General features: G+C 71.3%; 21 protein-coding genes and 1 pseudogene. 14 read left to right on the top strand and 8 right to left on the bottom strand.

Annotated features, from left to right (window positions below):
- The first annotated feature begins 52 nt into the window (after window positions 1-52).
- A complete protein-coding gene (locus ACQP2T_RS24535; protein ID WP_433518395.1) occupies window positions 53-1,054 on the top strand; it encodes a COX15/CtaA family protein in 1,002 nt (333 codons plus the stop codon).
- A gap of 132 nt (window positions 1,055-1,186) precedes the next feature.
- Window positions 1,187-1,882: a SanA/YdcF family protein gene (locus tag ACQP2T_RS24530; RefSeq protein WP_433518394.1), complete on the top strand. Its 696-nt coding sequence runs from the start codon at window positions 1,187-1,189 to the stop codon at window positions 1,880-1,882.
- On the opposite strand, the gene ACQP2T_RS24525 is transcribed toward ACQP2T_RS24530, so the two are convergent.
- The 3 genes from ACQP2T_RS24525 to ACQP2T_RS24515 all read right to left on the bottom strand — a co-directional run bounded on the left by ACQP2T_RS24525 (window position 1,867) and on the right by ACQP2T_RS24515 (window position 5,088).
- Entirely contained in the window at window positions 1,867-3,051 is a 1,185-nt protein-coding gene (locus ACQP2T_RS24525; RefSeq protein ID WP_433518393.1) for a PrsW family intramembrane metalloprotease, read from the bottom strand. The two genes, ACQP2T_RS24530 and ACQP2T_RS24525, sit on opposite strands and share 16 nt — an antisense overlap.
- A gap of 17 nt (window positions 3,052-3,068) precedes the next feature.
- Entirely contained in the window at window positions 3,069-4,004 is a 936-nt protein-coding gene (locus tag ACQP2T_RS24520) for a cation diffusion facilitator family transporter (RefSeq protein ID WP_433518392.1), read from the bottom strand.
- 139 nt (window positions 4,005-4,143) lie between these two features.
- Complete coding sequence (locus ACQP2T_RS24515; RefSeq protein WP_433518391.1) at window positions 4,144-5,088, bottom strand: heme o synthase; 945 nt, start codon at window positions 5,086-5,088, stop codon at window positions 4,144-4,146.
- A gap of 334 nt (window positions 5,089-5,422) precedes the next feature.
- Here ACQP2T_RS24515 and tkt point away from each other — a divergent pair, with 334 nt between their 5' ends.
- The 6 genes from tkt (at window position 5,423) to pgl (ending at window position 13,560) form a co-directional block, all read left to right on the top strand.
- Complete coding sequence (gene tkt / locus ACQP2T_RS24510; protein WP_433518390.1) at window positions 5,423-7,453, top strand: transketolase; 2,031 nt, start codon at window positions 5,423-5,425, stop codon at window positions 7,451-7,453.
- Window positions 7,454-7,458: 5 nt separating this feature from the next.
- Window positions 7,459-8,550: a transaldolase gene (tal, locus tag ACQP2T_RS24505; protein ID WP_433518389.1), complete on the top strand. Its 1,092-nt coding sequence runs from the start codon at window positions 7,459-7,461 to the stop codon at window positions 8,548-8,550.
- Window positions 8,550-10,163 (top strand): glucose-6-phosphate isomerase, encoded by a 1,614-nt coding sequence (locus ACQP2T_RS24500; protein WP_433518388.1) that lies wholly within the window; start codon window positions 8,550-8,552, stop codon window positions 10,161-10,163. Before tal ends, ACQP2T_RS24500 begins: the two co-directional genes overlap by 1 nt.
- A 1-nt stretch (window position 10,164) precedes the next feature.
- Complete coding sequence (gene zwf, locus ACQP2T_RS24495) at window positions 10,165-11,787, top strand: glucose-6-phosphate dehydrogenase (protein ID WP_433518387.1); 1,623 nt, start codon at window positions 10,165-10,167, stop codon at window positions 11,785-11,787.
- A complete protein-coding gene (locus ACQP2T_RS24490; RefSeq protein ID WP_433518386.1) occupies window positions 11,787-12,701 on the top strand; it encodes a glucose-6-phosphate dehydrogenase assembly protein OpcA in 915 nt (304 codons plus the stop codon). The genes zwf and ACQP2T_RS24490 overlap by 1 nt, the downstream gene beginning before the upstream one ends.
- Window positions 12,702-12,786: 85 nt before the next feature.
- Window positions 12,787-13,560, top strand: a complete 774-nt coding sequence (pgl, locus tag ACQP2T_RS24485; RefSeq protein WP_357656666.1) for a 6-phosphogluconolactonase — start codon at window positions 12,787-12,789, stop codon at window positions 13,558-13,560.
- A 24-nt stretch (window positions 13,561-13,584) separates the two neighbouring features.
- Here pgl and add read toward each other — a convergent pair whose 3' ends face one another.
- The 4 genes from add to ACQP2T_RS24465 form a co-directional block, all read right to left on the bottom strand.
- The gene (gene add, locus ACQP2T_RS24480) at window positions 13,585-14,604 is read right to left on the bottom strand and encodes an adenosine deaminase (protein WP_433518385.1); all 1,020 of its coding nucleotides are present in this window, start codon (window positions 14,602-14,604) and stop codon (window positions 13,585-13,587) included.
- Between the two features lie 73 nt (window positions 14,605-14,677).
- Window positions 14,678-15,250, bottom strand: coding sequence for a TetR/AcrR family transcriptional regulator (locus ACQP2T_RS24475; RefSeq protein ID WP_433518384.1), 573 nt, complete (start codon window positions 15,248-15,250; stop codon window positions 14,678-14,680).
- Between the two features lie 11 nt (window positions 15,251-15,261).
- Window positions 15,262-16,131 carry an oxidoreductase gene (locus tag ACQP2T_RS24470; protein ID WP_433518383.1) on the bottom strand — a complete coding sequence of 290 codons (870 nt, stop codon included), beginning with the start codon at window positions 16,129-16,131 and terminating at the stop codon, window positions 15,262-15,264.
- Window positions 16,132-16,166: 35 nt separating this feature from the next.
- Window positions 16,167-17,045, bottom strand: coding sequence for a hypothetical protein (locus ACQP2T_RS24465; protein WP_433518382.1), 879 nt, complete (start codon window positions 17,043-17,045; stop codon window positions 16,167-16,169).
- Between the two features lie 72 nt (window positions 17,046-17,117).
- Here ACQP2T_RS24465 and ACQP2T_RS24460 point away from each other — a divergent pair.
- Window positions 17,118-17,534, top strand: a pseudogene (locus ACQP2T_RS24460) (Clp protease N-terminal domain-containing protein); the annotation flags it as partial.
- 249 nt (window positions 17,535-17,783) lie between these two features.
- On the opposite strand, the gene ACQP2T_RS24455 reads toward ACQP2T_RS24460, so the two are convergent.
- Window positions 17,784-18,806: an N-acetyltransferase family protein gene (locus ACQP2T_RS24455; RefSeq protein ID WP_433518381.1), complete on the bottom strand. Its 1,023-nt coding sequence runs from the start codon at window positions 18,804-18,806 to the stop codon at window positions 17,784-17,786.
- Between the two features lie 96 nt (window positions 18,807-18,902).
- Here ACQP2T_RS24455 and ACQP2T_RS24450 point away from each other — a divergent pair, with 96 nt between their 5' ends.
- The 5 genes from ACQP2T_RS24450 (at window position 18,903) to ACQP2T_RS24430 (ending at window position 25,324) form a co-directional block, all read left to right on the top strand.
- The gene (locus ACQP2T_RS24450) at window positions 18,903-20,294 is read left to right on the top strand and encodes an NAD(P)/FAD-dependent oxidoreductase (RefSeq protein ID WP_433518380.1); all 1,392 of its coding nucleotides are present in this window, start codon (window positions 18,903-18,905) and stop codon (window positions 20,292-20,294) included.
- Between the two features lie 24 nt (window positions 20,295-20,318).
- The gene (locus tag ACQP2T_RS24445; protein WP_433518379.1) at window positions 20,319-21,926 is read left to right on the top strand and encodes an amidohydrolase; all 1,608 of its coding nucleotides are present in this window, start codon (window positions 20,319-20,321) and stop codon (window positions 21,924-21,926) included.
- A gap of 460 nt (window positions 21,927-22,386) precedes the next feature.
- Window positions 22,387-22,842 (top strand): hypothetical protein, encoded by a 456-nt coding sequence (locus tag ACQP2T_RS24440; RefSeq protein WP_433518378.1) that lies wholly within the window; start codon window positions 22,387-22,389, stop codon window positions 22,840-22,842.
- Between the two features lie 27 nt (window positions 22,843-22,869).
- Complete coding sequence (locus tag ACQP2T_RS24435; protein WP_433518377.1) at window positions 22,870-23,628, top strand: hypothetical protein; 759 nt, start codon at window positions 22,870-22,872, stop codon at window positions 23,626-23,628.
- Window positions 23,621-25,324, top strand: a complete 1,704-nt coding sequence (locus ACQP2T_RS24430) for a hypothetical protein (protein ID WP_433518376.1) — start codon at window positions 23,621-23,623, stop codon at window positions 25,322-25,324. Before ACQP2T_RS24435 ends, ACQP2T_RS24430 begins: the two co-directional genes overlap by 8 nt.
- Window positions 25,325-25,342 lie beyond the last annotated feature (18 nt).

Raw genomic sequence — 25,342 nt, 5'->3', positions numbered from 1 at the left:
AAGCACGTTCCCGGGTCAAGGACCGGACGACCAGCCCCTTACCATCGTTGACGTGAAGCTCGCCGACGTGAAACTACCCACGAACCACCCAAACGCCCTGGTGCGGCGCCTGTTCTCCTTCTGGGCGCCGACCGCCGAGTCCATGCGGGGCTGGGCACTGGCGTCCGTGGTGGTCAACGCGGGCATCACCGTGACGGGCGCGGCCGTGCGGCTCACCGGCTCCGGGCTCGGCTGCCCGACCTGGCCGAGGTGCACGCCCGACAGCTTCGTGCCCGTCGCGCATCCCGAGATCTCCCCCGCCACCATGGCCGTCGAGTTCGGCAACCGGCTGCTGACGTTCCTGGTGCTGGCGGTGGGGTTCGCCTGCGTGGTGTCGGCGATGCGGCTGGCCCCGCGGCGGCGCCAGCTGCTGTGGCTGGCCCTGCTGCAGCCCGCGGGCATCGTCTTCCAGGCGCTGTGGGGTGGGCTGGTGGTCAGGACCCTGCTCAACCCGTTCACGGTCAGCGTGCACTTCCTGGTCTCCATCGCGTTGATCGCCGCCTGCTGGGCGCTCTACGCGCGGGCCTGCGAAGGCGACGGGCCCGCCCGCCGGGTGACGCACCGCGACATCCGGCGCCTCGGGTTCGTGCTGGTCGCGGCGGTGGCGGTGCTGCTCCTGGCCGGGGTGCTGGTGACCGGCACGGGGCCGCATTCCGGCGACGCGGTGGCCTCCCGCTTCGACCTCGACATCGAGAGCGTGGTGCGCCTGCACTCCGACATCGTCTACATCGTGCTGGGGCTGTCGTTCGCGCTGCTGTTCGCCCTGCACGTGACCGACTCGCCCAGAGCGGCCCGCCGGGCGGCGCTGGCGCTGCTCGTGGTGGAACTGGCCCAGGGCGTGATCGGCTACATCCAGTACTTCCTGGCGGTGCCCGCCCTGCTGGTGGGCCTGCACGTGCTCGGCTCGACCCTGGTCTGGATCGCCACGCTCAGGGTGGTCACCTCCCTGCGCACCCGCGACCCGCTGACGACCCCCGCCGTCGCCTCTCCCGCCGAGACACCGGCCAGAGTCTGAGCCCCTCCCCCACCGAAACACCGGCCCCGATCTGACGCCGCTGAGCCCCTCCCCCACCGAAACTCCAGCCACGCTTTGACCCGCTATGCCAAGGTATGAGGGACTACCTCCCCTACCTTGTGAGGTCCCTGAGTGGCCTTGGCCCGTCCCGCTCGGAAGACCCTGCGACGCCTGTACCAAGGACTGGTACTCCTCAGCGTGCTCGTCCTGGCGCCGATGACCTGGGCGTGGCTCGACAGCTCGGACCACCGCGAGGTGGCCGGCACCGCCGGCTGGCTGGCGCGGGTGCCCACCTCGCAGGTGGCGCTCGTGCTGGGCGCGGGCCTGTTCAGCGGCCGCCCCTCCTCCTTTCTGGCCCGGCGGCTCGACATCGCGGCCGAGCTCTATCGAGCGGGCAAGGTCAAGGCGCTGCTGCTGTCGGGCGACAACAGCCGCAAGGAGTACGACGAGCCGACGGCCATGCGCGACTACCTGCGGGCCAAGGGGGTGCCGGACGCGGTGATGGTGCTCGACTACGCCGGGTTCGACACCTGGGACTCGTGCGTGCGGGCCCGTAAGGTCTTCGGCGCCGAGCGGCTGACCGTGGTCACGCAGGTCTTCCACCTGCCGAGAGCGGTCACGCTCTGCCGTACGGCGGGCCTGACGACCTTCGGCGTGGGCGACGACTCCGTCAAGCAGTGGGCCGTGACCACCTACGCCTCGGCCGCCCGTGAGGTGTTCGCCACCGGCAAGGCGTTCGCCGACGCGCTTCTGCTGCACTCCGACCCGGTCTATCCCGGCCCCCGGGAGACCTCGCTGCGCGCGATCCTGGCTCAGCCGGGCGCGTAGCCCGGTGGCGGGGTGCCCCGCGCCCCGGCCCCGAAGTGGGCGGGCGGCACCGGGAAGCTCGCCCTGGCCGTGCTCATGCATTCGAGCAGCGCCCGCTGCTCCTCGTGGAAGGTCTGCTCGTCGATCATCCGCCGGGCCGCCCGCTCGTGCAGCAGGCCCAGCTCGGTCGCCGCGAGCTGGTAGTCGCTCATCGCGCGCAGCCCGCGCCTGCCGCCGTGGACCTTGGCCCACTGCCTGGCCTGCCGGCGCCTTGACAGCGCGGACAGCATGTGGATGTCAGCCTGGTTGACCAGCTTGGTCGGCTCGTACGGCGGCAGGTAGCGCTGGATCAGGGCGACGATGCGCCGCCGGTCCCTGATCACCAGGGCGATCAGCACCACGAGCACGACCAGCAGCACCAGGTAGGCGATGACCAGGCCGGGAAAGCCGCCGTAGGAGCTCAGACCGTTCCAAAGGCCGTGCAGGAGCATCGCGCCGACCCAGCCGGCCAGGATGGAGAAGACCCGGTCCGACCCCTGGCGCTGGGCGGCGTAGGCGACCGCGACGCCGATCATCGAGGTGAACAGCGGGTGCGCGAACGGCGACAGCACGCCGCGCAGCACCACCGTGACGGCCAGCCCGATGCCGCCCTGGTCGGAGTTGAGCGCGGCGATGTAGTAGCTGACGTTCTCGCTCATCGCGAAGCCGAGGCCGACCATGCTGGCGTAGATGATGCCGTCGGTCGGCCCGTCGAGCTCGGCCCGGCGGAATCTGAGCAGCCCGAGCAGCACCAGCCCCTTCATCGTCTCCTCGACCACCGGGGCGCCGAAGGTGGCGGCGACGTTGCGCGCGCTGGCCGCGCTGAGGTTGGCCGCGTCGATGATGTAGTGCAGGTTGAGCGAGTTGATCACGCCCGCGACCAGCACCGCCACGCCCGCCCCCCAGGCGAAGGCGAAGATGAGGTTGCTGCGCGGCTCCGGTTCCATGCGGTCCAGCGCCAGCACGGCGGCCAGCAGCAGCGGCACCGGCGCCAGCGCCAGGATCAGCGAGATGAAGAACTGCACGGGCGCGCCGTTGAGCACGTCGAAGGCGAAGGAGACGAGCGCGCACAGGCCGGTCACGATCAGCCCGATGATCAACGCGAACGACGGGCGGTCCTTCAACACCCAGCGTGGATCACGGGACGCCATACCGTGACTGTAACGGATCAAAAAGGCGCTGTCCTGCCCAGGTGGCGCGGTCCGTGCGGGTCCTCACAATGCTCCGCCCGGTCCTTCAGGCCGTGGTCCACCTGCAGCGTGGTGTGGCCGATCTCGAAGCGATCGTGCAGCAGGTCAGCCAGGCGGGTGCGGACCTGGTGGCAGTCGGACCCGCGGGCCACGATCACGTGCGCCGACAGCGTCGGGTAGCCGCTGGTCACCGTCCAGACGTGCAGGTCGTGCACCTCGACCACGTCAGGGTCGCCGGCCAGCACCTGGCCGATCTCGTCGGGGTCGAGGTCGCTCGGCGCGGCCTGGAGCAGCACCCTGGTCGAATCGCGCAGCAGCCCCCAGCCGGCCTTGAGCATGAGCGCGGCGACCACGAGCGCGGCTATCGCGTCGGCCTGCCGGAACCCGGTCAGCCACACCACCACGCCGGAGATCGCGGTGGCGATGAAGGCGTACATGTCGTTGAGCACGTGCTGGAAGGCGCCCTCGACGTTGAGGCTGCGCCGGTCGGCCCTGGACAGCAGCCAGGCGGCCAGCGCGTTGACCACGATGCCGGCCACGGCCGTGGCGACCACGATGGGCCCGGAGACCTCGGGCGGCTCCAGCAGCCTGCGCACGCTCTCGTAACAGAAGTACGCCACGAGCAGCAGCAGGGTGAGCCCGTTGAGCTGGGCGGAGAGGATCTCGGCGCGCTTCCAGCCGAAGGTGTAGGCGCCACGGGCGGGCCGGGCGGCGAAGCGCATCGCGACCAGGGCCAGCGCGATCGCGCTGGCGTCGGTGAGCATGTGGGCGGCGTCGGAGATCAGCGCGATCGAGTTGGCGATCAGCCCGGCGACCACCTCGATCGCCATGTAGCCGACGATCAGCGCGAGCGCGCCCACCAGGTAGCGCTTGTCGGCGTCGGCCGAGTGGCCGTGCCCGTGACCGTGACCCATCAGCGCTCCTCCCTCAGGTGCTCGCGGCTGAGGTCTAGCAGCAACTGAACAGGTCGTCGAGCGAAGCCACAACACCTGAAGAGCTGTTCATGTATTCATGATAACGACAGGACGAAGCCCACCGCAACGGGCGGTGGGCTCAGCTCAGCAGCGGATCGATGGCGACGGCGAGGAACAGCAGCGCCAGATAGGCGTTGGACCAGTGGAAGAAGCGCATCGGGCGCAGATCGACACCGGTCTTGCCGGAGTTGAGGCGGGCCAGGAGGCGATGGACCTCCCACAGGCACATGGCGCCCAGGACGGCGGCCACGATCGGGTAGAACAGCGTGGTGTGCGCCACCGGCCACAGGGCCAGCGAGCAGAGCACGGTGGCCCAGGTGTAGGCGATCGACTCCAGGATCACCCGGCGCTCGGTGGCCACCACGGGCAGCATCGGCACCTTGGCCGCCGCGTAGTCCTCCTTGTAGCGCATGGCCAGCGTCCAGGTGTGCGGCGGCGTCCAGAAGAACACCACCCCGAACAGCGCCAGCGGCGCCCAGTCGAGCCGCCCGGTGATGCCCGCCCAGCCGATCAGCACCGGCATGCAGCCCGCGATGCCGCCCCAGACGATGTTCTGGGCGGTGCGCCGCTTGAGGATCATCGAGTAGACGATCACGTAGAACAGGATGGCTCCGGTGGACAGCACCGCCGCCAGCCAGTTGGTGGTCAACCAGAGGCCGACCAAGGACAGCACGCCGAGCACGATGCCGAAGACGAGCGCGCCGGTCGGCGAGACCTGGTGCCTGGCCAGCGGACGCCGCCGGGTGCGGCGCATCTTCTGGTCGATGTCGCGGTCCACGTAGCAGTTGAGCGCGTTGGCGCTGCCCGCGGACAGGGTGCCGAACACCATGACCGATATCGACGTCCACAGCGGCGGCAGCCCGCCCGCCGCGAGGAACATCACGGGGAGAGTCGTGATCAGCAGGAGCTCGATGATCCGCGGCTTGGTCAGAGCGATGTAGGCCTTGACGAGCATGCCGATCGTCCTCGGCGGCTCGGCCGCGGGAGCGGGGGCCGTCGTCTGCCTGTTCGTCAGCACCGTCAAGGCGCTTCCAGCACGTGCGGAGTCAACGCGTAACCTCTGATTGGAGCGGAATCTCATGGACGGACGCCACGGCGTCCCTGTGACGACAACGAGAACAACCAAACTGTAGTAGCAGGGTCGTCCGGTCCGGCCAATGGGGGGACAAGCACGGGGGTGGAAGGGGAATCTTTCGCCGACTCCACTCAGTTAGGGTCCGGTGTGGCGGGATATGCCAACCGGTACCACCAATGACAACTAGATTCCGGAGACCGAGCACTTGAGCACCGAACTCGTGCCAGACCTCGAATGGACCGACCTAGACAAGCAAGCGGTCGACGTCGTTCGAGCCTTGGCCATGGACGCAGTCGAAAAGGCGGGTTCGGGTCACCCGGGCACCGCCATGAGCCTGGCTCCCGCCGCGTACCTGCTGTTCCAGCACGCGATGCGCCACGACCCCACGGATCCCACGTGGCTGGGGCGTGACCGCTTCGTCCTGTCGTGCGGGCACTCCAGCCTGACCCTGTACATCCAGCTGTTCCTGTCCGGATACGGACTCGACCTGGACGACCTGAAGGGGTTGCGCCAGTGGGACAGCCTGACCCCCGGTCACCCGGAGCACGGGCACACGGTCGGTGTGGAGACCACCACGGGCCCGCTCGGCCAGGGCCTGGGCAACGCCGTCGGCATGGCGCTGGCGGCCCGTCGTGAGCGCGGCCTGTTCGACCCCGACGCCGAGCCGGGCGCCTCGCCCTTCGACCACCACATCTGGTGCATGGTCAGCGACGGCGACATCGAGGAGGGCATCAGCCACGAGGTCAGCTCGATCGCCGGCCACCAGAAGCTGGGCAACCTCACCGTCATCTATGACGACAACCACATCTCCATCGAGGACGACACGCTGATCGCGAAGTCCGAGGATGTGGTCAAGCGCTACGAGGCCTACGGCTGGCACACGCTCAGCGTCGACTGGACCGAGTCCGGTGACTACGTGGAGGACATCCAGGCGCTGCACGCGGCGCTGGAGGCGGCCCGCGCCGAGACCGACCGGCCGACGTTCATCCGGCTGCGCACGATCATCGGCTGGCCCGCCCCGAACAAGCAGAACACCGGCAAGATCCACGGCTCCGCCCTCGGCGCCGACGAGGTCGCCGCCACCAAGCGGGTCCTCGGCATGGACCCCGACAAGAGCTTCGACGTGCCCGCCGAGGTGCTGGAGCACGCGCGCGAGGTGGCCCGTAGGGGCCACGAGGCGCACGCCGCCTGGCAGAAGGGCTACGACGCCTGGCGCGAGGCCAACCCCGAGCGGGCCGCCGAGCTGGACCGCATCTCCCGCCACGAGCTGCCCGCCGGGTGGACCGAGGCGCTGCCCGCCTTCGACAAGGGCGGCTCGATGGCCACCCGCAAGGCCTCCGGCGAGGTGCTCAACGCGCTCGCGCCGGTGCTGCCCGAGCTGTGGGGCGGCTCGGCCGACCTGGCCGAGTCCAACAACACCACGATGAAGGGCGAGCCGTCCTTCATCCCGGAGGAATACCAGACCAAGGAGTTCCCCGGTAACCGCTACGGCCGCACGCTGCACTTCGGCATCCGCGAGCACGGCATGGGCGCGATTCTCAACGGCATCGCCCTGCACGGCGGCACCCGGCCCTACGGCGGCACGTTCCTGGTCTTCTCCGACTACATGCGCCCCTCCGTACGCCTGGCGGCGCTGATGAAGCTGCCGGTCACGTACGTGTGGACGCACGACTCCATCGGACTGGGCGAGGACGGCCCGACCCACCAGCCGGTCGAGCACCTGTGGGCGCTGCGCGCGATCCCCGGCCTCGACGTGGTACGCCCCGGCGACGCCAACGAGACGGCGTACGCCTGGCAGGCCGTGCTCGAGCACGACGACCGGCCCGCCGCGCTCGCCCTGACCCGGCAGAACCTGCCGATCTTCGAGGGCACCAGCGCCGAGGGTGTGGCCAAGGGCGGCTACGTCCTGCACGAGGCGTCCGGCGGGCAGCCCCAGGTGATCCTCATCGCCACGGGCAGCGAGCTGGAGCTGGCCGTCAACGGCCGCGAACTCCTCGAAGCCGAAGGCATCCCGACGCGGGTCGTGTCGATGCCGTGTGTGGAGTGGTTCCAAGGGCAGGACATTGCGTATCGGCAGAGTGTTCTGCCGTCAGCGATCAAGGCCCGGGTCGCGGTCGAGGCGGGCATCGCTCTGGGCTGGCGCGAGTTCGTCGGCGAGAGGGGCGAGGTCGTCAGCCTTGAACACTTCGGCGCGTCGGCGCCGTATAAGACGCTGTACGAGCAATTCGGGCTGACGGCGGAGCGCGTGGCCGCCGCGGCCAAGGCGAGCCTCGCCAAGCTGGGCCACGACAAAGGCGAGACGACGGGAAACTGAACGAAATGAGCGAGAACCTCAAGAAGCTGTCCGCCCAGGGCGTGTCCATCTGGCTGGACGACATCAGCCGTGAGCGCCTGCGCACGGGCAACCTGGAGCAGCTGATCCGCGAGAAGAACGTGGTCGGCGTCACCTCCAACCCGACCATCTTCGCCGGCGCGCTCAGCAAGGGCGACGCCTACGACACCCAGCTGCACGACCTGGCCGTGCGCGGGGTCGACCTCGGCGAGGCCGTACGCGCCATCACCGCCTACGACATCCGCTGGGCCGCCGACGTGCTGCGCCCGGTCTACGACGCCACCGCCGGCGTCGACGGCCGCGTGTCCCTGGAGGTGGACCCGCGGCTGGCCCGCGAGAGCGAGAAGACCGTGGCCGAGGCGCGGGCGCTGTGGTGGCTGGTCGACCGGCCCAACCTGTTCATCAAGATCCCGGCGACCGTCGAGGGACTGCCCGCGATCACGCAGGCGCTCTCCGAGGGCATCAGCGTCAACGTCACGCTGATCTTCTCGCTGGAGCGCTACCGCGCGGTCATGGACGCCTGGCTGGCCGGCCTGGAGGCCGCGCAGGCCAAGGGCCTCAACCTGGGCACGATCGAGTCGGTGGCGTCGTTCTTCGTCAGCCGGGTCGACACCGAGATCGACAAGCGGCTCGACCAGCTCGGCCGGCCGGAGCTCAAGGGCAAGGCCGGCGTGGCCAACGCGCGCCTGGCCTACGCGGCGTTCGAGGAAGTGATGAACTCCGAGCGCTGGCAGCGGCTGCGCGCCGCCGGTGCCCGCCCGCAGCGCCCGCTGTGGGCCTCGACCGGGGTCAAGAACCCCGACTACTCGCCCACGCTGTACGTCGACCAGCTCGTCGCCCCCGGCACCGTCAACACGATGCCGGAGAAGACGGTCGACGCGACCGCCGCCGGCGCCAACATCACCGGTGACACCGTGCGCCCCTTCTACGAGGACGCGTGGAACACCATGGCGGCGCTCAAGGAGGCCGGCGTCGACTACGACGACGTCGTCAACGTGCTGGAGGACGAGGGCGTCGAGAAGTTCGAGGCGTCCTGGAACGAACTCCTCGAGAGCGTCAGCAAGAACCTGGCCCGCTGATGACCGTCTCGTACCGCGAGGAGGGGGTGGCGGGCGCCGCCTCCTCCGCCGCGGGGCGGCTCGTCGCCGACGGCGTGCCCGCGCGGCTCGCCGCCGGCGATCCCACGCTGTGGGGCAGCGAGGCGGAGGCGGGGGCGGCCGTCCGGCTGGGCTGGCTGACCCTGCCCCGCACCTCGCGCGAGCTGCTGCCCGAGCTCGGCAAGCTGGCCGAGCGGGCGCGTGCCGAGCGCCTGACCAACGTGGTGCTGGCCGGGATGGGCGGCTCGTCGCTGGCGGCCGAGGTGATCTGCGCGAGCGCCGACGTGCCGCTGACCGTCCTGGACACCACCGACCCGGGTCAGGTGCGCCGGGCGCTGGCCGAGCCGCTGGAGGCCACGATCGTGGTCGTGGCCAGCAAGAGCGGCTCGACGGTCGAGACCGACAGTCACCTGCGCGTCTACGAGGAGCTCTTCCGGCAGGCGGGCATCGACCCGGCCGACCGCATCGTGGTCGTCACCGACCCGGGCTCGCCGCTGGAGCAGGCGGCCGTGGACGCCGGCTACCGCCTGGTCCCGGCCGTGCCCGACGTGGGCGGCCGCTACTCGGCGCTGTCGGCCTTCGGCCTGGTGCCCAGCGCGCTGGCCGGGGCCGACGTCGAACGGCTGCTCGACGACGCCGACGAGGTGCTGCCGCTGCTCTCGCTCGACGCCGGCAACCCCGGGCTCGACCTGGGCGTGGCGCTCGGCGGGGCGGCGCTGGCCGGACGCGACAAGCTGATCGTCGACGACCGGCTGTCGGTGATCAGCGGGCTGTCGGACTGGATCGAGCAGCTCGTCGCCGAGTCCACGGGCAAGAACGGCCTGGGCATCCTGCCGGTCGCCGGCGCCGAGCCCAACGGCGCCCGTGACGAGCTGGTCGTCGCGATCGACTCCGACGACGGCGACGTGCGCGTCGACGGGCCGCTCGGCGCGCAGTTCCTCATCTGGGAGTACGCCACGGCCGTGGCCGGGCTGCTGCTGGGGATCGACCCGTTCGACCAGCCGAACGTCGCCGAGTCCAAGGACAACACGGCCGCGCTGCTCGACATGGAGGCGCTGCCGCACGGCGAGCCGGCCTTCGTCGACGGGCCCGTGGAGGTGTACGGCGCCACCAAGGCCAGGGATCTGCCCGGTGTGCTGACCGAGCTGCTCGAAGCGGTGCCCGACGACGGCTACCTGGCCGTGATGGCGTATCTGGACCGGCTGTCGGCCTTCGATGTGTTCGTGCCGGACGGCGCGGACTTCGAGCAGATGACCGACGCGTGGATGGCGGCCGACCCGGCCACGCTGCGGGCGCTGCTGGCCCTGCGCACCGACCGGCCGGTCACCTTCGGGTGGGGGCCGCGGTTCCTGCACTCCACCGGCCAATATCACAAGGGCGGCCCGCAGAACGGGGTGTTCCTGCAGATCACCGGTGCCGTGGCCGACGACGTGCCGGTGCCCGGCAGGCCGTACACACTGGGCGGGCTGGAGCTCGCGCAGGCCCTCGGCGACCTCGGGGCCCTGCTGCGGCGCGGCCGGCCGGCCGTACGCCTGCACCTGACCGATCGCGCGGCCGGAGTCGCGCACCTGCTCGCAGCCGCACAGGAGGCTTGAGATGAAAGACCCGGAAACACCCTCGGAGGAGGCGCTCGACTTTGAGGAGACGATCGCGGCGACGGTAGCCACCTCGGCCGCGGCCACCTCCACCACCTTGGAAGTGGCGGCCGCCAACCCGCTGCGCGATCCGCGCGACAAGCGGCTGCCCCGGGTGGCCGGACCGTGTGTGCTGGTGTTGTTCGGCGTGACGGGTGACCTGGCCAAGCGCAAGTTGCTGCCGGCGATCTACGACCTGGGCAACCGAGGGCTGCTGCCGCCCGGTTTCTCGCTGGTCGGGTTCGCCAGGCGTGACTGGAAGGACCAGGATTTCGCCCAGGTGACGCATGACGCCGTCAAGGCGCACGCCAGGACGCCCTTCCGTGAGGAGGTCTGGAAGCAGCTGCGCGAGGGCATCCACTTCGTGCCGGGCGAGTTCTCCGACGACGGCGCGTTCGACGCGCTGGCGATGGCCTTGAAGGAGATCGACGAGACCCGGGGCACCGGCGGCAACTATGCGTTCTATCTCTCCGTGCCGCCGAAGTTCTTCCCCGTCGTGGTGGAGCAGCTCAAGCGGACCGGCGTGTCCCAGGCGCCTCCTGGCTCCTGGCGGCGCGTGGTGATCGAGAAGCCGTTCGGGCACGACCTGAAGTCGGCGCACGAGCTGAACGAGATCACCACCTCGGCCTTCCCGGAGAGCTCGATCTTCAGGATCGACCACTACCTGGGCAAGGAGACCGTCCAGAACATCCTGGCCCTGAGGTTCGCCAACAACCTCTACGAGCCCATCTGGAACCGTAGCTTCGTCGACCACGTGCAGATCACCATGGCCGAGGACATCGGCATCGGCGGCCGGGCCGGCTACTACGACGGCATCGGCGCGGCCCGCGACGTGATCCAGAACCACCTGCTCCAGCTGCTCGCCCTGGTGGCGATGGAGGACCCGACGTCCTTCGACGCCTCCGCGCTGCGGCGGGAGAAGGAGAAGGTGCTCAAGGCCGTGCGCCTTCCTTCCGACCTGGGGCTCAACACCGCGCGCGGCCAGTACGACGCGGGCTGGCAGGGCGGCGAGAAGGTCGTCGGCTACCTGCAGGAGGACGGCATCTCCGCCGACTCCACGACCGAGACCTACGCGGCCATCAAGCTGGAGATCGCCAACCGGCGCTGGGCGGGCGTGCCGTTCTACCTGCGCACCGGCAAGCGCCTCGGCCGCCGGGTCACCGAGGTGGCCGTGGTGTTCCAGCGGGCGCCGCACCTGCCCTTCAGCAAGGACGACACCGAGATCCTCGGCCAGAACGCGCTGGTCATCAGGGTGCAGCCGGACGAGGGCATCACCGTGCGGTTCGGCTCCAAGGTGCCGGGCACGGCCATGGAGGTGCGTGACGTCTCGATGGACTTCGCCTATGGGGAGTCGTTCCTGGAGTCGTCCCCCGAGGCGTACGAGCGGCTGCTGCTCGACGTGATGATCGGCGATCCGCCGCTCTTCCCGCACCAGCGGGAGGTCGAGCTGTCGTGGAAGATCCTCGACCCGATCGAGGAGTTCTGGACCACCCAGGGCCAGCCCGAGGGCTACCCGTCCGGTTCGTGGGGGCCGCCGTCGGCCGACGCGATGATGGGCGAGGGCCGCGTATGGAGGAGACTCTGATGACCACCTTCATGCTCACCGACACGACGGCGGGGAAGATCTCCTCGCAGCTGACGCAGCTGCGCCACCAGATGGGCGCGCCCGCGATCGGGATGGTGCTGACGCTGATCGTGGTCTGCGAGGAGCGCGACCAGTACGACTCGCTGCGCGCGGCCAGCGAGGCGGCGCGCGAGCACCCCTCGCGCATCATCGTGGTGATCAGCCGCGAGCCCGACGAGGCCAACCGGCTCGACGCGGAGCTGCGCATCGGCGAGTCCACGCCGGGCGAGGTGGTCGTGCTGCGGCTCTACGGCGAGCTGACCGAGCACGCCGACTCGGTGGTCAGCCCGCTGCTGCTGCCCGACACGCCGGTCGTGGCCTGGTGGCCGGGGCTGGCGCCCGAGGTGATGTCCAAGGACCCGGTCGGGATGCTCGCCCAGCGCCGCATCTCCGACGCCAGGGGCTCGCGCGACGGCGGGGTCGAGTCGCTGGTGACCAGGGCCAGGGGTTACGCGCCTGGTGACACGGACCTGTCCTGGGCCCGGCTGACGCCGTGGCGCAGCCTGCTGGCGGCGGCCTTCGACCAGCCCACGGGCAAGGTGCGCAAGGGCACCGTGGAGGCGGCCGCGGGCAACCCCAGCGCGCCGCTGCTGGCCGCGTGGCTGTCCGAGCGTCTCGGCGCGCCGGTCAAGGTGGCCGAGTCCGACGGGCCCGGCCTGACCGCCGTCCGGCTCACGACGGCCGACGGCGTGCTGGCGGTGTTCAGGAGCGACGCCCGGCTGGCCACGCTGTCGCGGCCCGGCCAGCCGGACCGCAACGTGGCCCTGGCCCGTCGGCAGACCGCCGAGCTGCTGGCCGAGGAGCTGCGGCGGCTCGACTCCGACGAGATCTACGGGGCGGCGGTCAAGCGGCTGGCCCGCTCGTACAAGTCCTGACGCCTCCTCCCACCGGTCGTGGCGGGTCCCTGTCTTATGAGGGGCGCGCACGGCCGGTGGGTTTCTTTCGTGAAAGAGTGAGTACGTGAGCGTTCCCAATGTGGTCGTCCATCGTGACGGCGACGTCCTCGCCAAGGCCGTGGCGGCGCGGATCATCACCCGGCTGGTCGACGTGCAGTCGGCCAAGGGGTCGGCGTCGCTGGTCCTGACCGGCGGCACGGTCGGCCACGCGACGCTGGCCGCGATCGCCGCCACGCCGGCGCGCGACGCGGTCGACTGGCACCACCTCGACATCTGGTGGGGCGACGAGCGCTTCCTGCCGACCGGCGACCCCGAGCGCAACGAGACGGGCGCCCGCAAGGCCCTGCTCGACCACGTCGACCTCGATCCCGACCGGGTGCACGTCATGGCCGGGCCCGACTCGGGGATGTCGGCCGAGGAGTCGGCCGAGGCCTACGCGGCCGAGCTGCGCAAGGCGGCCCGGCCCGAGGACCACGGCCCGGTGCCCGGCTTCGACGTGATGCTGCTCGGCATCGGGCCCGACGCGCACGTGGCGTCGCTGTTCCCCGGGATGCCCGCCCTGTACGACACGCGGCCGGTCGTGGCCGTGCACGGCGCTCCCAAACCGCCGCCCACGCGCATCTCCCTGACGCTGCCGACCATTCAGGCCTCGCGCGAGGTGTGGGTGGTGGCGGCGGGCGAGGAGAAGTCGGGCGCCGTACGCCTGGCGCTGTCCGACTCCGGGCCCGTGCAGGTGCCCGCGGCCGGGGCCAGGGGCCGGGTGCGGACGCTGTTCCTGCTCGACCGGACCGCCGCCGCCAAGCTCCCGCCGGGGTTGGGCCGCATCGCCTCTCCCTGAGCCCCCCGTACGCGTCTGGCGCCCTCAGTTGGTCAGCGAGTCGATCTCGGCCAGCAGGGCCTGCTTGCGCTCCGGCGCCAGGAAGGACGCCTGCACGCCGTTGCGGGCGAGCCGGGCCAGCTCCGGCTCGCCGAGGCCGAAGACGTGCGCGGCGACGCGATACTCACCGGCCAGGGTGGTGGCGAACATGGGCGGGTCGTCACTGTTCAGCGTGACGAACAGCCCCTCCTCCAGCAGCCTGGGCAGCGGGTGCTCCTCGATGCGGGCCACCTGTCCCGTACGGAGGTTGGAGGTCGGGCAGACGTCCAGCGGCAGCTGCGTCTCGCGCAGGTGAGCCACCAGGCGCGGGTCCTCCAGGCAGGAGATGCCGTGCCCGATGCGCTCGGCGCCCAGCCCCTCGATGACCTCCCACATGGTCTCGGGACCGGTCATCTCGCCGCCGTGCGGCACGCTGTGCAGCCCCGCCGCCCGCGCCGCCGCGAACGCGTCGCGGTAGGCGTCACGGTACGGTGTCCGGCTCTGCTCGATCCCGCCTAGCCCAAAACCTACCAATGCGGCGGGAGGTTCTTCCAAGGCATGTGCGAGCGTGATCTTGGCCGCCTCCTCGCCGAACTGGCCGGGGATGTCGAAGATGTAGGCCATCTCCACCCCGTGGTCGCTCTCCGACCGGCGGGCGGCCAGGTCCAGCGCCTCGGTTACCTCGCGCATGGGCATCCCGACGATGCTGTGGGCGTACGGGGTGACCTGCAGCTCGGCGTAACGGGCGCCCTGGGAGGCCAGGTCGCGGGCCAGGCCGAGCACGAGGGCGGCGATGTCCTCCGGCTCCCGGACCAGCGCGTTGACGGCCTGGTACACCTGCGCGAAGTGGGGGAAGTCGCGGAAGGCGTAGAAAGCGCGCAGCTCCTCCTCCGTGGTGGGGACCGGGCCACCGGGGTGGCGGCGGGCCAGCTCCAGCACGGTGGGCACGGAGGCGGAGCCGACCAGGTGCACATGCAGCTCCACCTTGGGGAGCGCGTCGATGAAGGCGTCAATGGGGGTCGTCATGGCGACGACCCTAGGCCCGACATTTCGCCCCAAGCCATGCTTTGAGGCGAAATTTCACACAAGAATGTCAGATTTACTGTGCCCAGGCGCGGACCAGCGGCAGCAGGACCTCGTCCACCGATTCCGCGACGAAGGCCTCGTCGAACAGCGGCCCGAGGAAGATCATGCGGTGCCAGACCAGCGCCTCCGCCACCCCGAACAGACGGCCGGGATCCACGGGCCCCGGCAGGTCGCCGCGCTTCCTGGCCCGCTCCAGCAGCGCCTCGACCCCGCCGAGGTCCTTGGCCGGCATGTGCTCGCGCAGCGTCCTGGCCAGCTCCTGGTGCGATACCAGCGTCGAGGACAGCCCCATGATGAGCCCGTGCTTGCGCTCGACCGCGCCGCACAGGCCGCCGAGCACCGAGGCGAGGTCGCCGCGCAGCGAGCCGGTGTCCTCGGCGGCCGGCGTGTCCATGTCGAACCGGCGGCAGATGACGTCGACCACCAGCTCCGGCTTGCCCGCCCACCGGCGGTAGATGGTCGCCTTGCTGGCCTTGGCCCGCTTGGCGATCTGGTCGACCGACATACGGTCATAGCCCATCTCCGACAGCAGCGCGAGCGTCGCGTCGAGGATGGCCCGCTCCCGCTCGGGGTCGAGTGGTGGCACGTGCACGTCCCTCAGCTGTAGGCGATCTCCTCGAATCGTACGCCGGTCAGCCGCGTGGACACCTCCCACAGGTCGGCGGCCAGCCGCTCGGAACGGGCCGCCTCCGACGGCGTGAGCAGCTGGGTCTTGGGACCGACGAACTCCCCGCCGTGGATCTCCGGCGAGGTGGCCGCGTAGAGGGAGGACACCGCACCGGCCGCCGCGCTCTTCAGGAACAGCCCCACGAGGGGCTGTAGCGGCCCCACGCTGAAGAAGTTGGTGGCCGTGGCACCTGGGTGGGTGGCGACACTGACGAGGTCCACCTGGGCCCGCTGGGCGCGTCGTTGGAGCTCCAGGGTGAAGAGCAGGTTGGCCAGCTTGGAGCGGCCGTAGGAGCTCATCTTCTTGTAACCGCGCTCCAGGCCCAGGTCGTCGAGGTCCAGCCTGCCCATCTTGTGGGCGTCGCTGGAGACGTTGACCACCCGCGCGCCGGGCCGGGCCAGCAGCAGGGGCAGCAGCAGTCCGGTGAGCGCGAAGTGACCCAGGTGGTTGGTGCCGAACTGCATCTCGAAGCCGTCATGGGTCAGCTGGCGCGGGATCATGCCGACGCCCGCGTTGTTGACCAGCAGGTCCACCCGATCGACGCCGGCCGCGAAGCTCCCGACCGAGGCGAGATCGGCCAGGTCCAGCGTGCCGTGCTCGACCTGGGCGCCGGGGACGGCCCGGCGGATCTCCTCGACGGCCGCGCCGCCTTTCGCCGCCGAGCGGGTGGCGACGACGACGCGGGCGCCGTGCCTGGCGAGTTCGAGCGCGGTGGGCAGGCCGATGCCGCTGTTGGCGCCGGTCACGATGGCCGTCTTGCCGCTCAGGTCGGGCATGTCGGCGGGGGTCCAGGTTCTCATCGCCACTCCAGGTGTACGAAACCGTTTCGTACACCTTAACCTATGCGATGCCGAGCGTGCCGCTCCTCCCGCTTGGCGACCTCCAGCCGCTGCGTGCTCTCGGCGAGCCGCTTGCGGGCCTTGGCCAGCTTCCGCTCCAGCTCGGCGACCCGCTCGGCGCGCTCGTCATGCTCCTGTACGGCCTGCTCCAGGGCGGTGACCCACTCCCGGTGGGCGTCCAGGGCCCGCTGCCGTTCGGCGGCCTTCCTGGCCTCGGCCTCCGCCCGCCTCTTCGCCTCCGCCTCTTCTCGCTTCTCGGCCTCCGCGCGCTTCGCCTCCGCACTCTTGGCCGCCGCGCTCCTGGCCGCCGCGCCCTTCGCCCCCGCGCCCTTCGCCTCCGAGGCCGAGTCGGCCGATGCTGTCGAGTCAGTCGGCTTCTTGGCGGGCTTGCCGCGCGGCGCCGAGGCTGAGGCTGGAGCTGGGGCGAAGCCGCTGTAGCTGAGCGGCTTGGCCAGGCGGCCGCGCCGTACCTCCTCGGCGGCGCCCGCGTCCACGACGGCGGCGTCGAGCGTCTGCTCGGCCTCGGCCGCGGCGGCGGCCGACAGCCCGGCCTCCCGCCTGACCAGCCGGGACAGCCGTCCAGCCAGCTCGCCGCGCCGCCGGGTCAGCTCCGCCAGCGCCTCGGCGTCGTGCCGCTCCCACGCCTCGCGCAGCTCCCGTCCGAGCGTCAGCAGCTCGCCGAGGTCGTCCGGATGCTCGCGGGCCAGCCGGTTCACGGCCGCCGCGGAGACCGTGGGTTTGCGCAGCCCGGCGATGTCGCGGGCCAGCCGTACCTCGCCCGCGTCCTTGGCGGCACGGGCCTCGGCGTCGCGCGCGGCGGTGAACTCGGACGGCGGGAGCCCATACAGGCGCCCGGCCACCTCGTCAAGATCCACACCTGTCAATTACCCCACATCCGCTGGTTTGTAGCGCATAGTGGAGACACGCCACTCGAACGGAGGCCATCGGTGTTCGAGCGCTTCACTGACCGTGCCCGCCGGGTCGTCGTCCTCGCCCAGGAGGAGGCGCGGACGCTGAACCACGCCCACATCGGCACGGAGCACATCCTGCTCGGCCTCATCCACGAGGGCGAGGGCGTGGCGGGCCTGACACTCGACAGCTTCGGCATCGAGCTGGGGAGCGTGCGCGCCTTCGTCACGCGCGAAGCGGGCCAGGGCGACGAGGCGCCGAGCGGGCACATCCCGTTCACCCCGCGCGCCAAGAAGGTCCTGGAGCTCTCGCTGCGCGAGGCGCTGCAGTTGCGCCACAACTACATCGGCACCGAGCACATCCTGCTCGGGGTGATCAGGGAGGGCGAGGGGCTGGCCGCCCAGGCGATCGTGGACGCCGGCGTGGAGCTGGGCGAGCTGCGGCACCGCGTGCTCATCCGGCTCGGGCAGGCGACGAGGGACCGGCCGGCCGAGATGTTCTTCGCCGGCGGTACGGTGCTCGGCGAGCGGCTCACGCAGATCCAGGAGAGCCTCGAACGCATCGAGCGCCACCTGGGCATCCGGCAGCCGGACCAGGCGACGTCCGACGCGAAACCGGCAGACCAGGACTCGGGGGCGAACCCGTCAGACGGGGACTCCGGGCCGGACGAGGACGAGCGAGACGAAGGGCGGGGCGAGAGCGCGTCAGGCTGACGCCATCGCGCCGACCGGCAGCCTGGCCTCGATCACGCCCGGGTCCTCGGTGTAGCCGAGCGTGGCGCCCAGCGACAGCAGGAGCCGCCGCATCCGTACGTTGTCGGACAGCATCGTGGCCCTGACCTCGGCGTAGCCGAGATCGCGCGCCTCATGCACCAGGGTCCTGGCCAGCGCCGTGCCCAGACCGCGCCCCTGCCAGCGGTCCTCGACCAGGAAAGCCATCTCGGCGATGCCGGGGTCGGGGGTGAACATCAGGCTCGCCATGGCCACCACCTGCCCGTCGTGCCCGGCGACGATCGAGCGGCCGCGGCTGCGGTCGCAGAGCCGGTCGAACATCCGCGGCGGCAGCTCGGGCATCGAGGTGAAGTAACGGAACCGGCGCGCCTCGGGCGAGCACCGGTCGTGCAGGTCGCGGACTGCCTCGCGGTAGATCGAGGTGAGCGGCCGGACCGTGACCTCCTCGCCGTCGGCCAGCTTGACCGTGGGCTCGGCGGCGCCCTGCTCGACCGGCGGTTGCGCGAGCCGGACGAAGGAGGCGGCGCGGGCCGCCTCGGTCAGGGTGAAGGGCAGCTCTGCGCGGCGCAGCCGGACGGCGCGCCTGGGTGCGACGGGCACCACGAGCAGGGTCGGGTCGGGAAGATCACTCACCGCTTCACCATAGATCCACCTGGCATCGTCGGCGCGCAGCAACTCGGCCAGGAACTCCGGCAGCCGCCACGGCATCGACCGCAGCCGGGAGGCCAGCAGCAGCGCGCGGGTGGGCTCGTCGGTCAGCTCGTGCGCCGTCGCCGGGACCACCTGGACGCGGCGGCCACCGGCCGCCTCCAGGGCGGCACGCACGGCCTCGGGCGCGGCGGGGATGTCGGCGACGAACTCGTCGACGGTGCCGTCCGCGTCCGACTGGACGCTCAGGCCGAGGATGTTGCCGCCCCTGTCCGCCAGGGCCGCGGCCAGGGAGGCCAGTCGTCCCGGACGCTCGTCCACCGTCGTGCGAATGCGCAAGAATCCCATAGGAAGAGGATGCCGGGGAGGTGTTACCTGGCCGCTAACGCCGTGTTTCGAATGCGAGTTTCATAGCGAGATGCGGCGTATAGGAGGATACGGGCCATGAACGCGCATGTCTCCCTGTCGTCCGGATTCGTGAACGGCGACGTCTCCTTCTGGTACCGCTCCTCCGGCGTACCCGCCCCTGGTCCGCGCCTCGACGGCGACCTCCAGACGGACGTGGCGATCGTCGGCGCGGGCTACACGGGGCTGTGGACCGCGTACTACCTCAAGCAGGCCCAGCCGTCACTGAACGTCGTGGTGCTGGAGAAGGACTTCGCCGGGTTCGGGGCCTCGGGGCGCAACGGCGGCTGGCTGACCGGCGACCTGGCCGGCTCGCATCAGCGCTACGCCAGGACGCACGGGGTGGAGGGGGCGCGACGGCTGCAGCGCGAGATGTACGCCTCGATCGACGAGGTGATCCAGGTCTGCGAGAAGGAGGGCATCGACGCCGACGTCGTCAAGGGCGGCGTGGTCAACGTGGCCCGCACCCCCTCTCAGGCGGCCCGGCTGCGGGCCTCGGTGTCGGCCGCCCGCGCCTGGGGCATCGAGGAGGCGGACCTGCGGCTGGTCGATCCCGCCGAACGGCTCCGGGTGGCGGGGGCCGTGGCCGCCTCCTGGAGTCCGCACTGCGCGCGGGTGCAGCCCGCCAAGCTGGTACGAGGGCTGGCGCGGGCCGTACGAGAGCTCGGAGTGACCGTCTACGAGCGGACACCCGTCACGGAGATCGCCCCGGGGCTGGCCGTGACGCCGTTCGGGACGGTCCGGGCGCGCCACGTGCTCCGCGCGACCGAAGGGTTCACCTCGCGGCTGAAGGGGCTGCGGCGCCAGTGGCTGCCGATGAACAGCTCGCTGATCGTCACCGAGCCGCTGCCCGCCTCGTTCTGGGAGACGGTCGGCTGGGCGGGGTCCGAGCTGCTCGGGGACATGGCCCATTACTACATGTACGCGCAACGGACCGCCGACGACCGCATCGCCTTCGGCGGGCGTGGCCGGCCGTACCTGTACGGCTCGCGGGTGGACGCCAGAGGGCACACGCACGAGCAGACGGTCGAGGCGCTCTGGCGGCTGCTGATCGACTTCTTCCCCGCCGCGGCGTCCTCCTCGGTGGCGCACGCGTGGTCGGGAGTCCTGGGGGTGCCGCGCGACTGGTGCTCGACCGTGCACCTGGACCCGGCCACGGGCCTGGGCTGGGCGGGCGGCTACACCGGGCACGGGGTGACGACGGCCAACCTGGCCGGCCGGACGATGCGGGACCTCGTCCTGGGCGAGCGTACGGCGCTGACGGAGCTGCCGTGGGTGGGCCGCCGGGTGCGGGCCTGGGAGCCGGAGCCGCTGCGCTGGCTGGGGGTGCACGCGATGTACCGGTTGTACCGGGTGGCGGACCACCGGGAGCGGTCGATGCCGGGCACGTCCGTGCTGGCTCGTATGGCCGATCTGATCACCGGCCACTGAATCACGTTGAGATTGGGGAGCACCATGAACACGCTCTTTCGAGGGGGACGGGTCTTCACCGCGAAGACCGGCTTCGCCGAGGCCGTGCTGGTCCGCGACGGCGTGATCGCCGCCGTGGGCGACGAGCGGGACCTGGTACGACTGGCGCCGGGGCACGAGACCGTGGACCTGGACGGGGGTCTGCTGGTGCCCGGGTTCATCGATGCCCACATGCATCCGGTGCAGGCGGGCCTTGAGCGCGCCAAGTGCGATCTATCCGAAATTTACGGACTCGATGCCTATCTGGCGAAGATCGCCGACTATGCGGCGAAAAATCCTGAAAAAGAGTGGATTGATGGCGGCGGGTGGGACATGTCGGCCTTCCCGGGTGGGCTGCCGCACCGCGACCAGCTCGCCTTCGCCGACCGGCCCGTCTACCTCATCCAGCGCGACCATCATGCCGCCTGGGTCAACGCCCGCGCCCTGGAGCTGGCCGGCGTCACCGCCGGCACCCCAGACCCCGCCGACGGCCGCATCGAACGCGACGCCGACGGCACCCCCAGCGGCGTCCTGCACGAGGGCGCGATGGACCTCGTCGGCCTTCTCACCCCCCGCCCCTCCCCTCTCGACCTGGACCGGGCGCTGGCGGAGGCGGAGCGATACCTGTTCTCGCTCGGCATCACCGGCTGGCAGGACGCCATCGTCGGCTCCTACGCGGGCTCGGTGGACCAGCTTCCCACCTACCTGTCGGCGGCCGGCTCCGGCAGGCTGCGGGCCCGCGTGGTGGGCGCGCTGTGGTGGGACCGTACCCGCGGCCTCGACCAGATCGACGATCTGACCGCGCGGCGCGCGTCGGCGGAGGGGCTGGACCGGTTCCGCGCGACCTCGGTGAAGATCATGCAGGACGGCATCACCGAGAACTTCACCGCCGCGACGCTGGAGCCCTACTGCCTCTGCGGCGGCACAGGGCTGTCCTACGTCGACCCGGCCAAGCTCAGGACGTACGTGGCCGAGCTGGACCGCCTCGGCTTCCAGGCGCACGTCCACGCGATCGGCGAGCGGGCCGTACGCGAGGCGCTGGACAGTTTCGAGGGCACCTCGCCCGCCAACCGGCACCACATCGCACACCTGCAGATCATCGAGCCCTCGGACGTGCCCCGCTTCGCCGCCCTCGGCGTGACGGCCAACCTGCAGCCGCTCTGGGCTACCCACCACGCGCAGATGGACGAGCTGACCCTGCCGTTCCTGGGCGAGCCCCGCTCCTCGTGGCAGTACCCCTTCGCCGACCTGCTCTCCCACGGGACCAGGTTCTGCGCGGGCAGCGACTGGCCGGTGTCGAGCGCCGACCCGCTGCAGGGCATGCACGTGGCCGTCAACCGCACGGAACCGGGCGGCTCGGTGCACGCCGGCTACCCCACGGCACAGACGCCGTTCCTGCCCGGCCAGCGCCTCGACCTGGCGACCGCGCTGACGGCGTACACGGCCGGCTCGGCCTGGGTCAACCGCTCCCCCGCCGGGGTGATCGAGCCGGGCCGCCCGGCGGACCTCGTCGTCCTGGACCGCGACCCGTTCACGCTGCCGGAGCGCGACATCTGGACGACCAGGGCGCGCATGACGTTCGTGGACGGCGTCGCCGTCCACGACGGGAGGTAGGTGCGCGATCCGGCGCTACGGAACGCGCACCCTTCCCGCGTACGGTCGCCTCCGACACAAGTGGAGGCTATGAACTGTCGACGGCATTCGCTATGCGAGCCGGTGGTTACCGTGGGAACTGGTGTTGGATTTCTCCGACCCGATCGGTTGCGACGGATGGTAATCGCGAGGTAATTTTCTGTCACAGCCGGGTGCTTGACTGGCGCTCGGTCCCCGTCCCCGTTGGTGTCCGCATCAACGGGATAGCGTCCGGCGGGGCGGTGGCCCAAAAGGCGCACTTCTTCCAGGAGTGCGCAGTCAGGCCCCGACAACGCGGTTCTCCAACCACGGTCCGCCCGGCTTGCCGGACGGACGCGGCTTCGGCTTCCACCGGATCACTGCCCGGCCTCGGTCGGCATGCGAGGAGGCTACGCCGATGTCCGTTTTGCTTAGGCAAACACAGGGAACCGAAGACGCTGACATGGTGATGCGGCGAACGTGGGCCGTAGCGGCGCTCGCCTGCGCGATGACGGTGACCATTCCCGGCGTCGCACAGGCGACGACCCAGAGCGGCAGGGACGTGGTGATCACGTCCAGGCGCGGCTGGCAGGACACCGGGATCTACGTGTACGCGGGCGACCGCGTCCGGGTCGCGCAGGTGGGCGGCAGCTGGACGGTCGACGACAACTCCTTCCCGTGGGTGGGCGCCGACGGGTACGACTGGGACACCGACTCGCACATCTACCAGGGCTGCAAGATCCGCGACGGCTCCCCGTACGGCAGGCTCCTGTCCCGGGTCAACGGCGGCTCGCGAGACCTGGGCGCGCACCGGAGCTGGCGGGCCAACTCCGGTGGCCGGCTGTTCATGAGGATCAACGATCAGAACCGCTGCCTCGGCGACAACGCGGGCGCGCTGATCATCAGGATCTGGCACTAGCCATCAGGTCCGGAGTGTAATGGCCGTGTGACGGGGACACACGGCAAGCGCGTGGTCGTCGTGGACGACGACGACATCAGCCGCACCGGCATCGTCGCCATCCTGTCCGGGACACCGGGTGTGGAGGTGATCGCGGGACTCGATCACCGGGCGGCGGCCGGCTGGTCGTACGAGGGCGTCGACGTCGTGCTGGTGGACGCCGCCGACGAGCGCAGCCCCGACGACCACTTCCCCGGCGTGGCGGTCGTGGAGGCCGTCCGCCGCGTCCGGAGCCGTCGGCAGACCACGGTCATCGTGCTCACCGGCCATTTCCTCGACGGCGCGGTCCGGCGGCGCATGCGGGAGGCCAGGGCCGACTATTTCTACCATCGCAGCCAGCTCGGCGACGCGGCCCGCCTGCGCGCCGCCGTACTCGAACCGTCCGGGGGCGTGCCCGGCCCCGCCGACCCCGAAGAGGAGATCAGGCTCGGCGTCTCCCCCGTCAGCCGGGTCAACGCGGCCGTGGCGCACGCGCTGGCGGAGCACCTGCCGGAACGGCTGGGCGAGCGGGCCAGTCCCCGGTCGCGGGCCTGGATCCGATTACGGGAGCGGTTCAACCGGCAGGCCCGGCTCGCGCCGACGACCTCCGACGGCCGGGCTCCGGACCGCGCCCAGTCACTGCCGTCACTGCCACAGATCGCCCGCTTCCTGACTTGGGCGACAAGGGTGAAAACACCCCCGCCGCCGCCACTTCCGCCACCAGGGCAACCACCTTGCCCCTCCCGGCCACCGCCACCGGATGGGTGAACCGCTCAGGGGTGCCACGCGGTCCACCTCGTTCACCGCTGTCCGCCTCTTCCTCAACCTGCGGATGGCCGCGCGGGTGACGATCTGCGTGACCCTCTGGCAGGCCCTCACGCCACCCGTGGCGCTGCTCACCCTGCTCGCCTCGTGCCTGTACGACGTGCTGGTCTTCCGCGCCCTCAGACACCACGGCATCCCCGTCCCGGTACGGCTGGCGCTCGACGTCGCCGACGTGGCCGTCTGGTCCGCGCTGGCCGGCGAACCGATCGACGCCCCCGCCCTGCTGGCCGCGCCCCTGGCCTACGAGCTGGCCTTGGCGCACGGCTGGACGGCGCTGGCCGTACCGCTCACGTCGGGCGCGGTGGCCAACGTGGCGCTGGCCGTGGCGGGCTGGTCGTACAGTCCCGCGCCCTTCCTCTGGCCGGCCGGCGGCGTGGCGGGCGGTGTGTTCATCGGCCGGTACCTGCGCGGGCGGCTGCGACAGCGGCTGCGCGTGGCCGCGGCGGAGCGCCAGGCCGCCAGGAGCCGCGCCGAGCTGGCCGGTCGGCACAGCGTGGCCATGGGCGCCGACACCGTGGTGGACCTGCTGACCCGTACCTGGCCGCTGCTGGCGGGGCCGGGCCGCCAGGTGGCGTCGCCTCTATCAGCCTGGCGGCAGCGGCTGGCGGAGGAGACGGCCGATCATGCCGAGTACCTGGCGGTCGCGTTGCTGCGCTGGGAGCAGCGCCACAACCTGGCCAGCCCGGACCTCTCCCGCGACGTGGAGTTCCGTCCCACGGACGGGAGCGGCTCGCTGCTGCTCTCCCCCGCCCAGACGGCCGCCCTGCACGACGCCCTGGTACGGCTGGCGCCCACGGGCTCGCTCACCGTCACCGCGCACGAGCCACGGCCGCTGGGGCGACGCCAGGAACTGCGGATCGGCTCCAGGAAAGTGGTCCTGCCGGAGGACGCCCGCCCGCACACTCCGCCGTTCGACGCGGGACCGATCGCCATCGCCCTCGGCGCCGTCGGCTCGCTCAGCCATTCGTGGCGCGACATGGACGGCGTGCCGCTCCCGGCCTGCGCGGCCCTCACGGTGACCGGGCTGCTGGTCGCCTTGTGGGCGCACCGGCGCGTCCTGGCCCGTGGCACGGCGGCGCACGCGCGGGTCCTGGCCGCGGGACTCTGCTTCGGCGCGGTGGACGCGCTGGTCTCCACGTCCCTCATGCGGACGATGGCCGCCGGCGGGCTCACCCGGATGCCGTTCCTGCACGCGATGCTCTTCGCCGTCCCGCTGACGGTCATGTACTGGCGCGACCTGGGGCTGGGACGCCGGATCGCGGCCGTGGCCTCGGTGGCGTCGATCCTGTGCGTCTGCGTGTGGCTGCTGCCCGTACCGCTGCACTGGGCCGACCTGGCGGGACTGGTGTGGCCGTTGGCGTTCACGATCGGCGCCTCGGCGGTGCGCGACCTGCTGGACCTGGACACCAGTGGGGTGGATCACGAACTGGCCGCCGAACACGCGGCGGCGGTGCGCGAGGGCTACCTCAGCGGCCGGGCCGACGTGCTGCGGCTGGTGGAACAGGTCACGGACGAGGCCGCCCACCGCCTGAGCGCGGACCGGGACTCGCTCGACCCGCGTTTCCTCCCGGAGATCGAACGCCGCCTGGCCCAGGTCCGCGACCGCGTCTCAGCCCTACGGCACCAGCCAGATCTCTGACCACCCCGTGGTCCGGGG

This window comes from Nonomuraea sp. CA-143628 (assembly GCF_050942315.1).
In the GTDB taxonomy this organism is placed as follows: domain Bacteria; phylum Actinomycetota; class Actinomycetes; order Streptosporangiales; family Streptosporangiaceae; genus Nonomuraea.
Note: the sequence above shows the minus strand (reverse complement) of the source record. Positions and strands in the feature narration are given on the sequence as shown.

Bases quoted from the DNA above. Each gene is read 5' to 3' on its own strand.
- ACQP2T_RS24525 (WP_433518393.1), bottom strand. From the start codon at position 3,051: ATGGCGTCCCGTGATCCACGCTGGGTGTTGAAGGACCGCCCGTCGTTC.
- ACQP2T_RS24520 (WP_433518392.1), bottom strand. From the start codon at position 4,004: ATGGGTCACGGTCACGGGCACGGCCACTCGGCCGACGCCGACAAGCGC.
- tkt (WP_433518390.1), top strand. From the start codon at position 5,423: ATGGACGCAGTCGAAAAGGCGGGTTCGGGTCACCCGGGCACCGCCATG.
- tal (WP_433518389.1), top strand. From the start codon at position 7,459: ATGAGCGAGAACCTCAAGAAGCTGTCCGCCCAGGGCGTGTCCATCTGG.
- ACQP2T_RS24500 (WP_433518388.1), top strand. From the start codon at position 8,550: ATGACCGTCTCGTACCGCGAGGAGGGGGTGGCGGGCGCCGCCTCCTCC.
- zwf (WP_433518387.1), top strand. From the start codon at position 10,165: ATGAAAGACCCGGAAACACCCTCGGAGGAGGCGCTCGACTTTGAGGAG.
- ACQP2T_RS24490 (WP_433518386.1), top strand. From the start codon at position 11,787: ATGACCACCTTCATGCTCACCGACACGACGGCGGGGAAGATCTCCTCG.
- add (WP_433518385.1), bottom strand. From the start codon at position 14,604: ATGACGACCCCCATTGACGCCTTCATCGACGCGCTCCCCAAGGTGGAG.
- ACQP2T_RS24470 (WP_433518383.1), bottom strand. From the start codon at position 16,131: ATGAGAACCTGGACCCCCGCCGACATGCCCGACCTGAGCGGCAAGACG.
- ACQP2T_RS24455 (WP_433518381.1), bottom strand. From the start codon at position 18,806: ATGGGATTCTTGCGCATTCGCACGACGGTGGACGAGCGTCCGGGACGA.
- ACQP2T_RS24450 (WP_433518380.1), top strand. From the start codon at position 18,903: ATGAACGCGCATGTCTCCCTGTCGTCCGGATTCGTGAACGGCGACGTC.
- ACQP2T_RS24445 (WP_433518379.1), top strand. From the start codon at position 20,319: ATGAACACGCTCTTTCGAGGGGGACGGGTCTTCACCGCGAAGACCGGC.
- ACQP2T_RS24440 (WP_433518378.1), top strand. From the start codon at position 22,387: ATGGTGATGCGGCGAACGTGGGCCGTAGCGGCGCTCGCCTGCGCGATG.
- ACQP2T_RS24430 (WP_433518376.1), top strand. From the start codon at position 23,621: ATGGGTGAACCGCTCAGGGGTGCCACGCGGTCCACCTCGTTCACCGCT.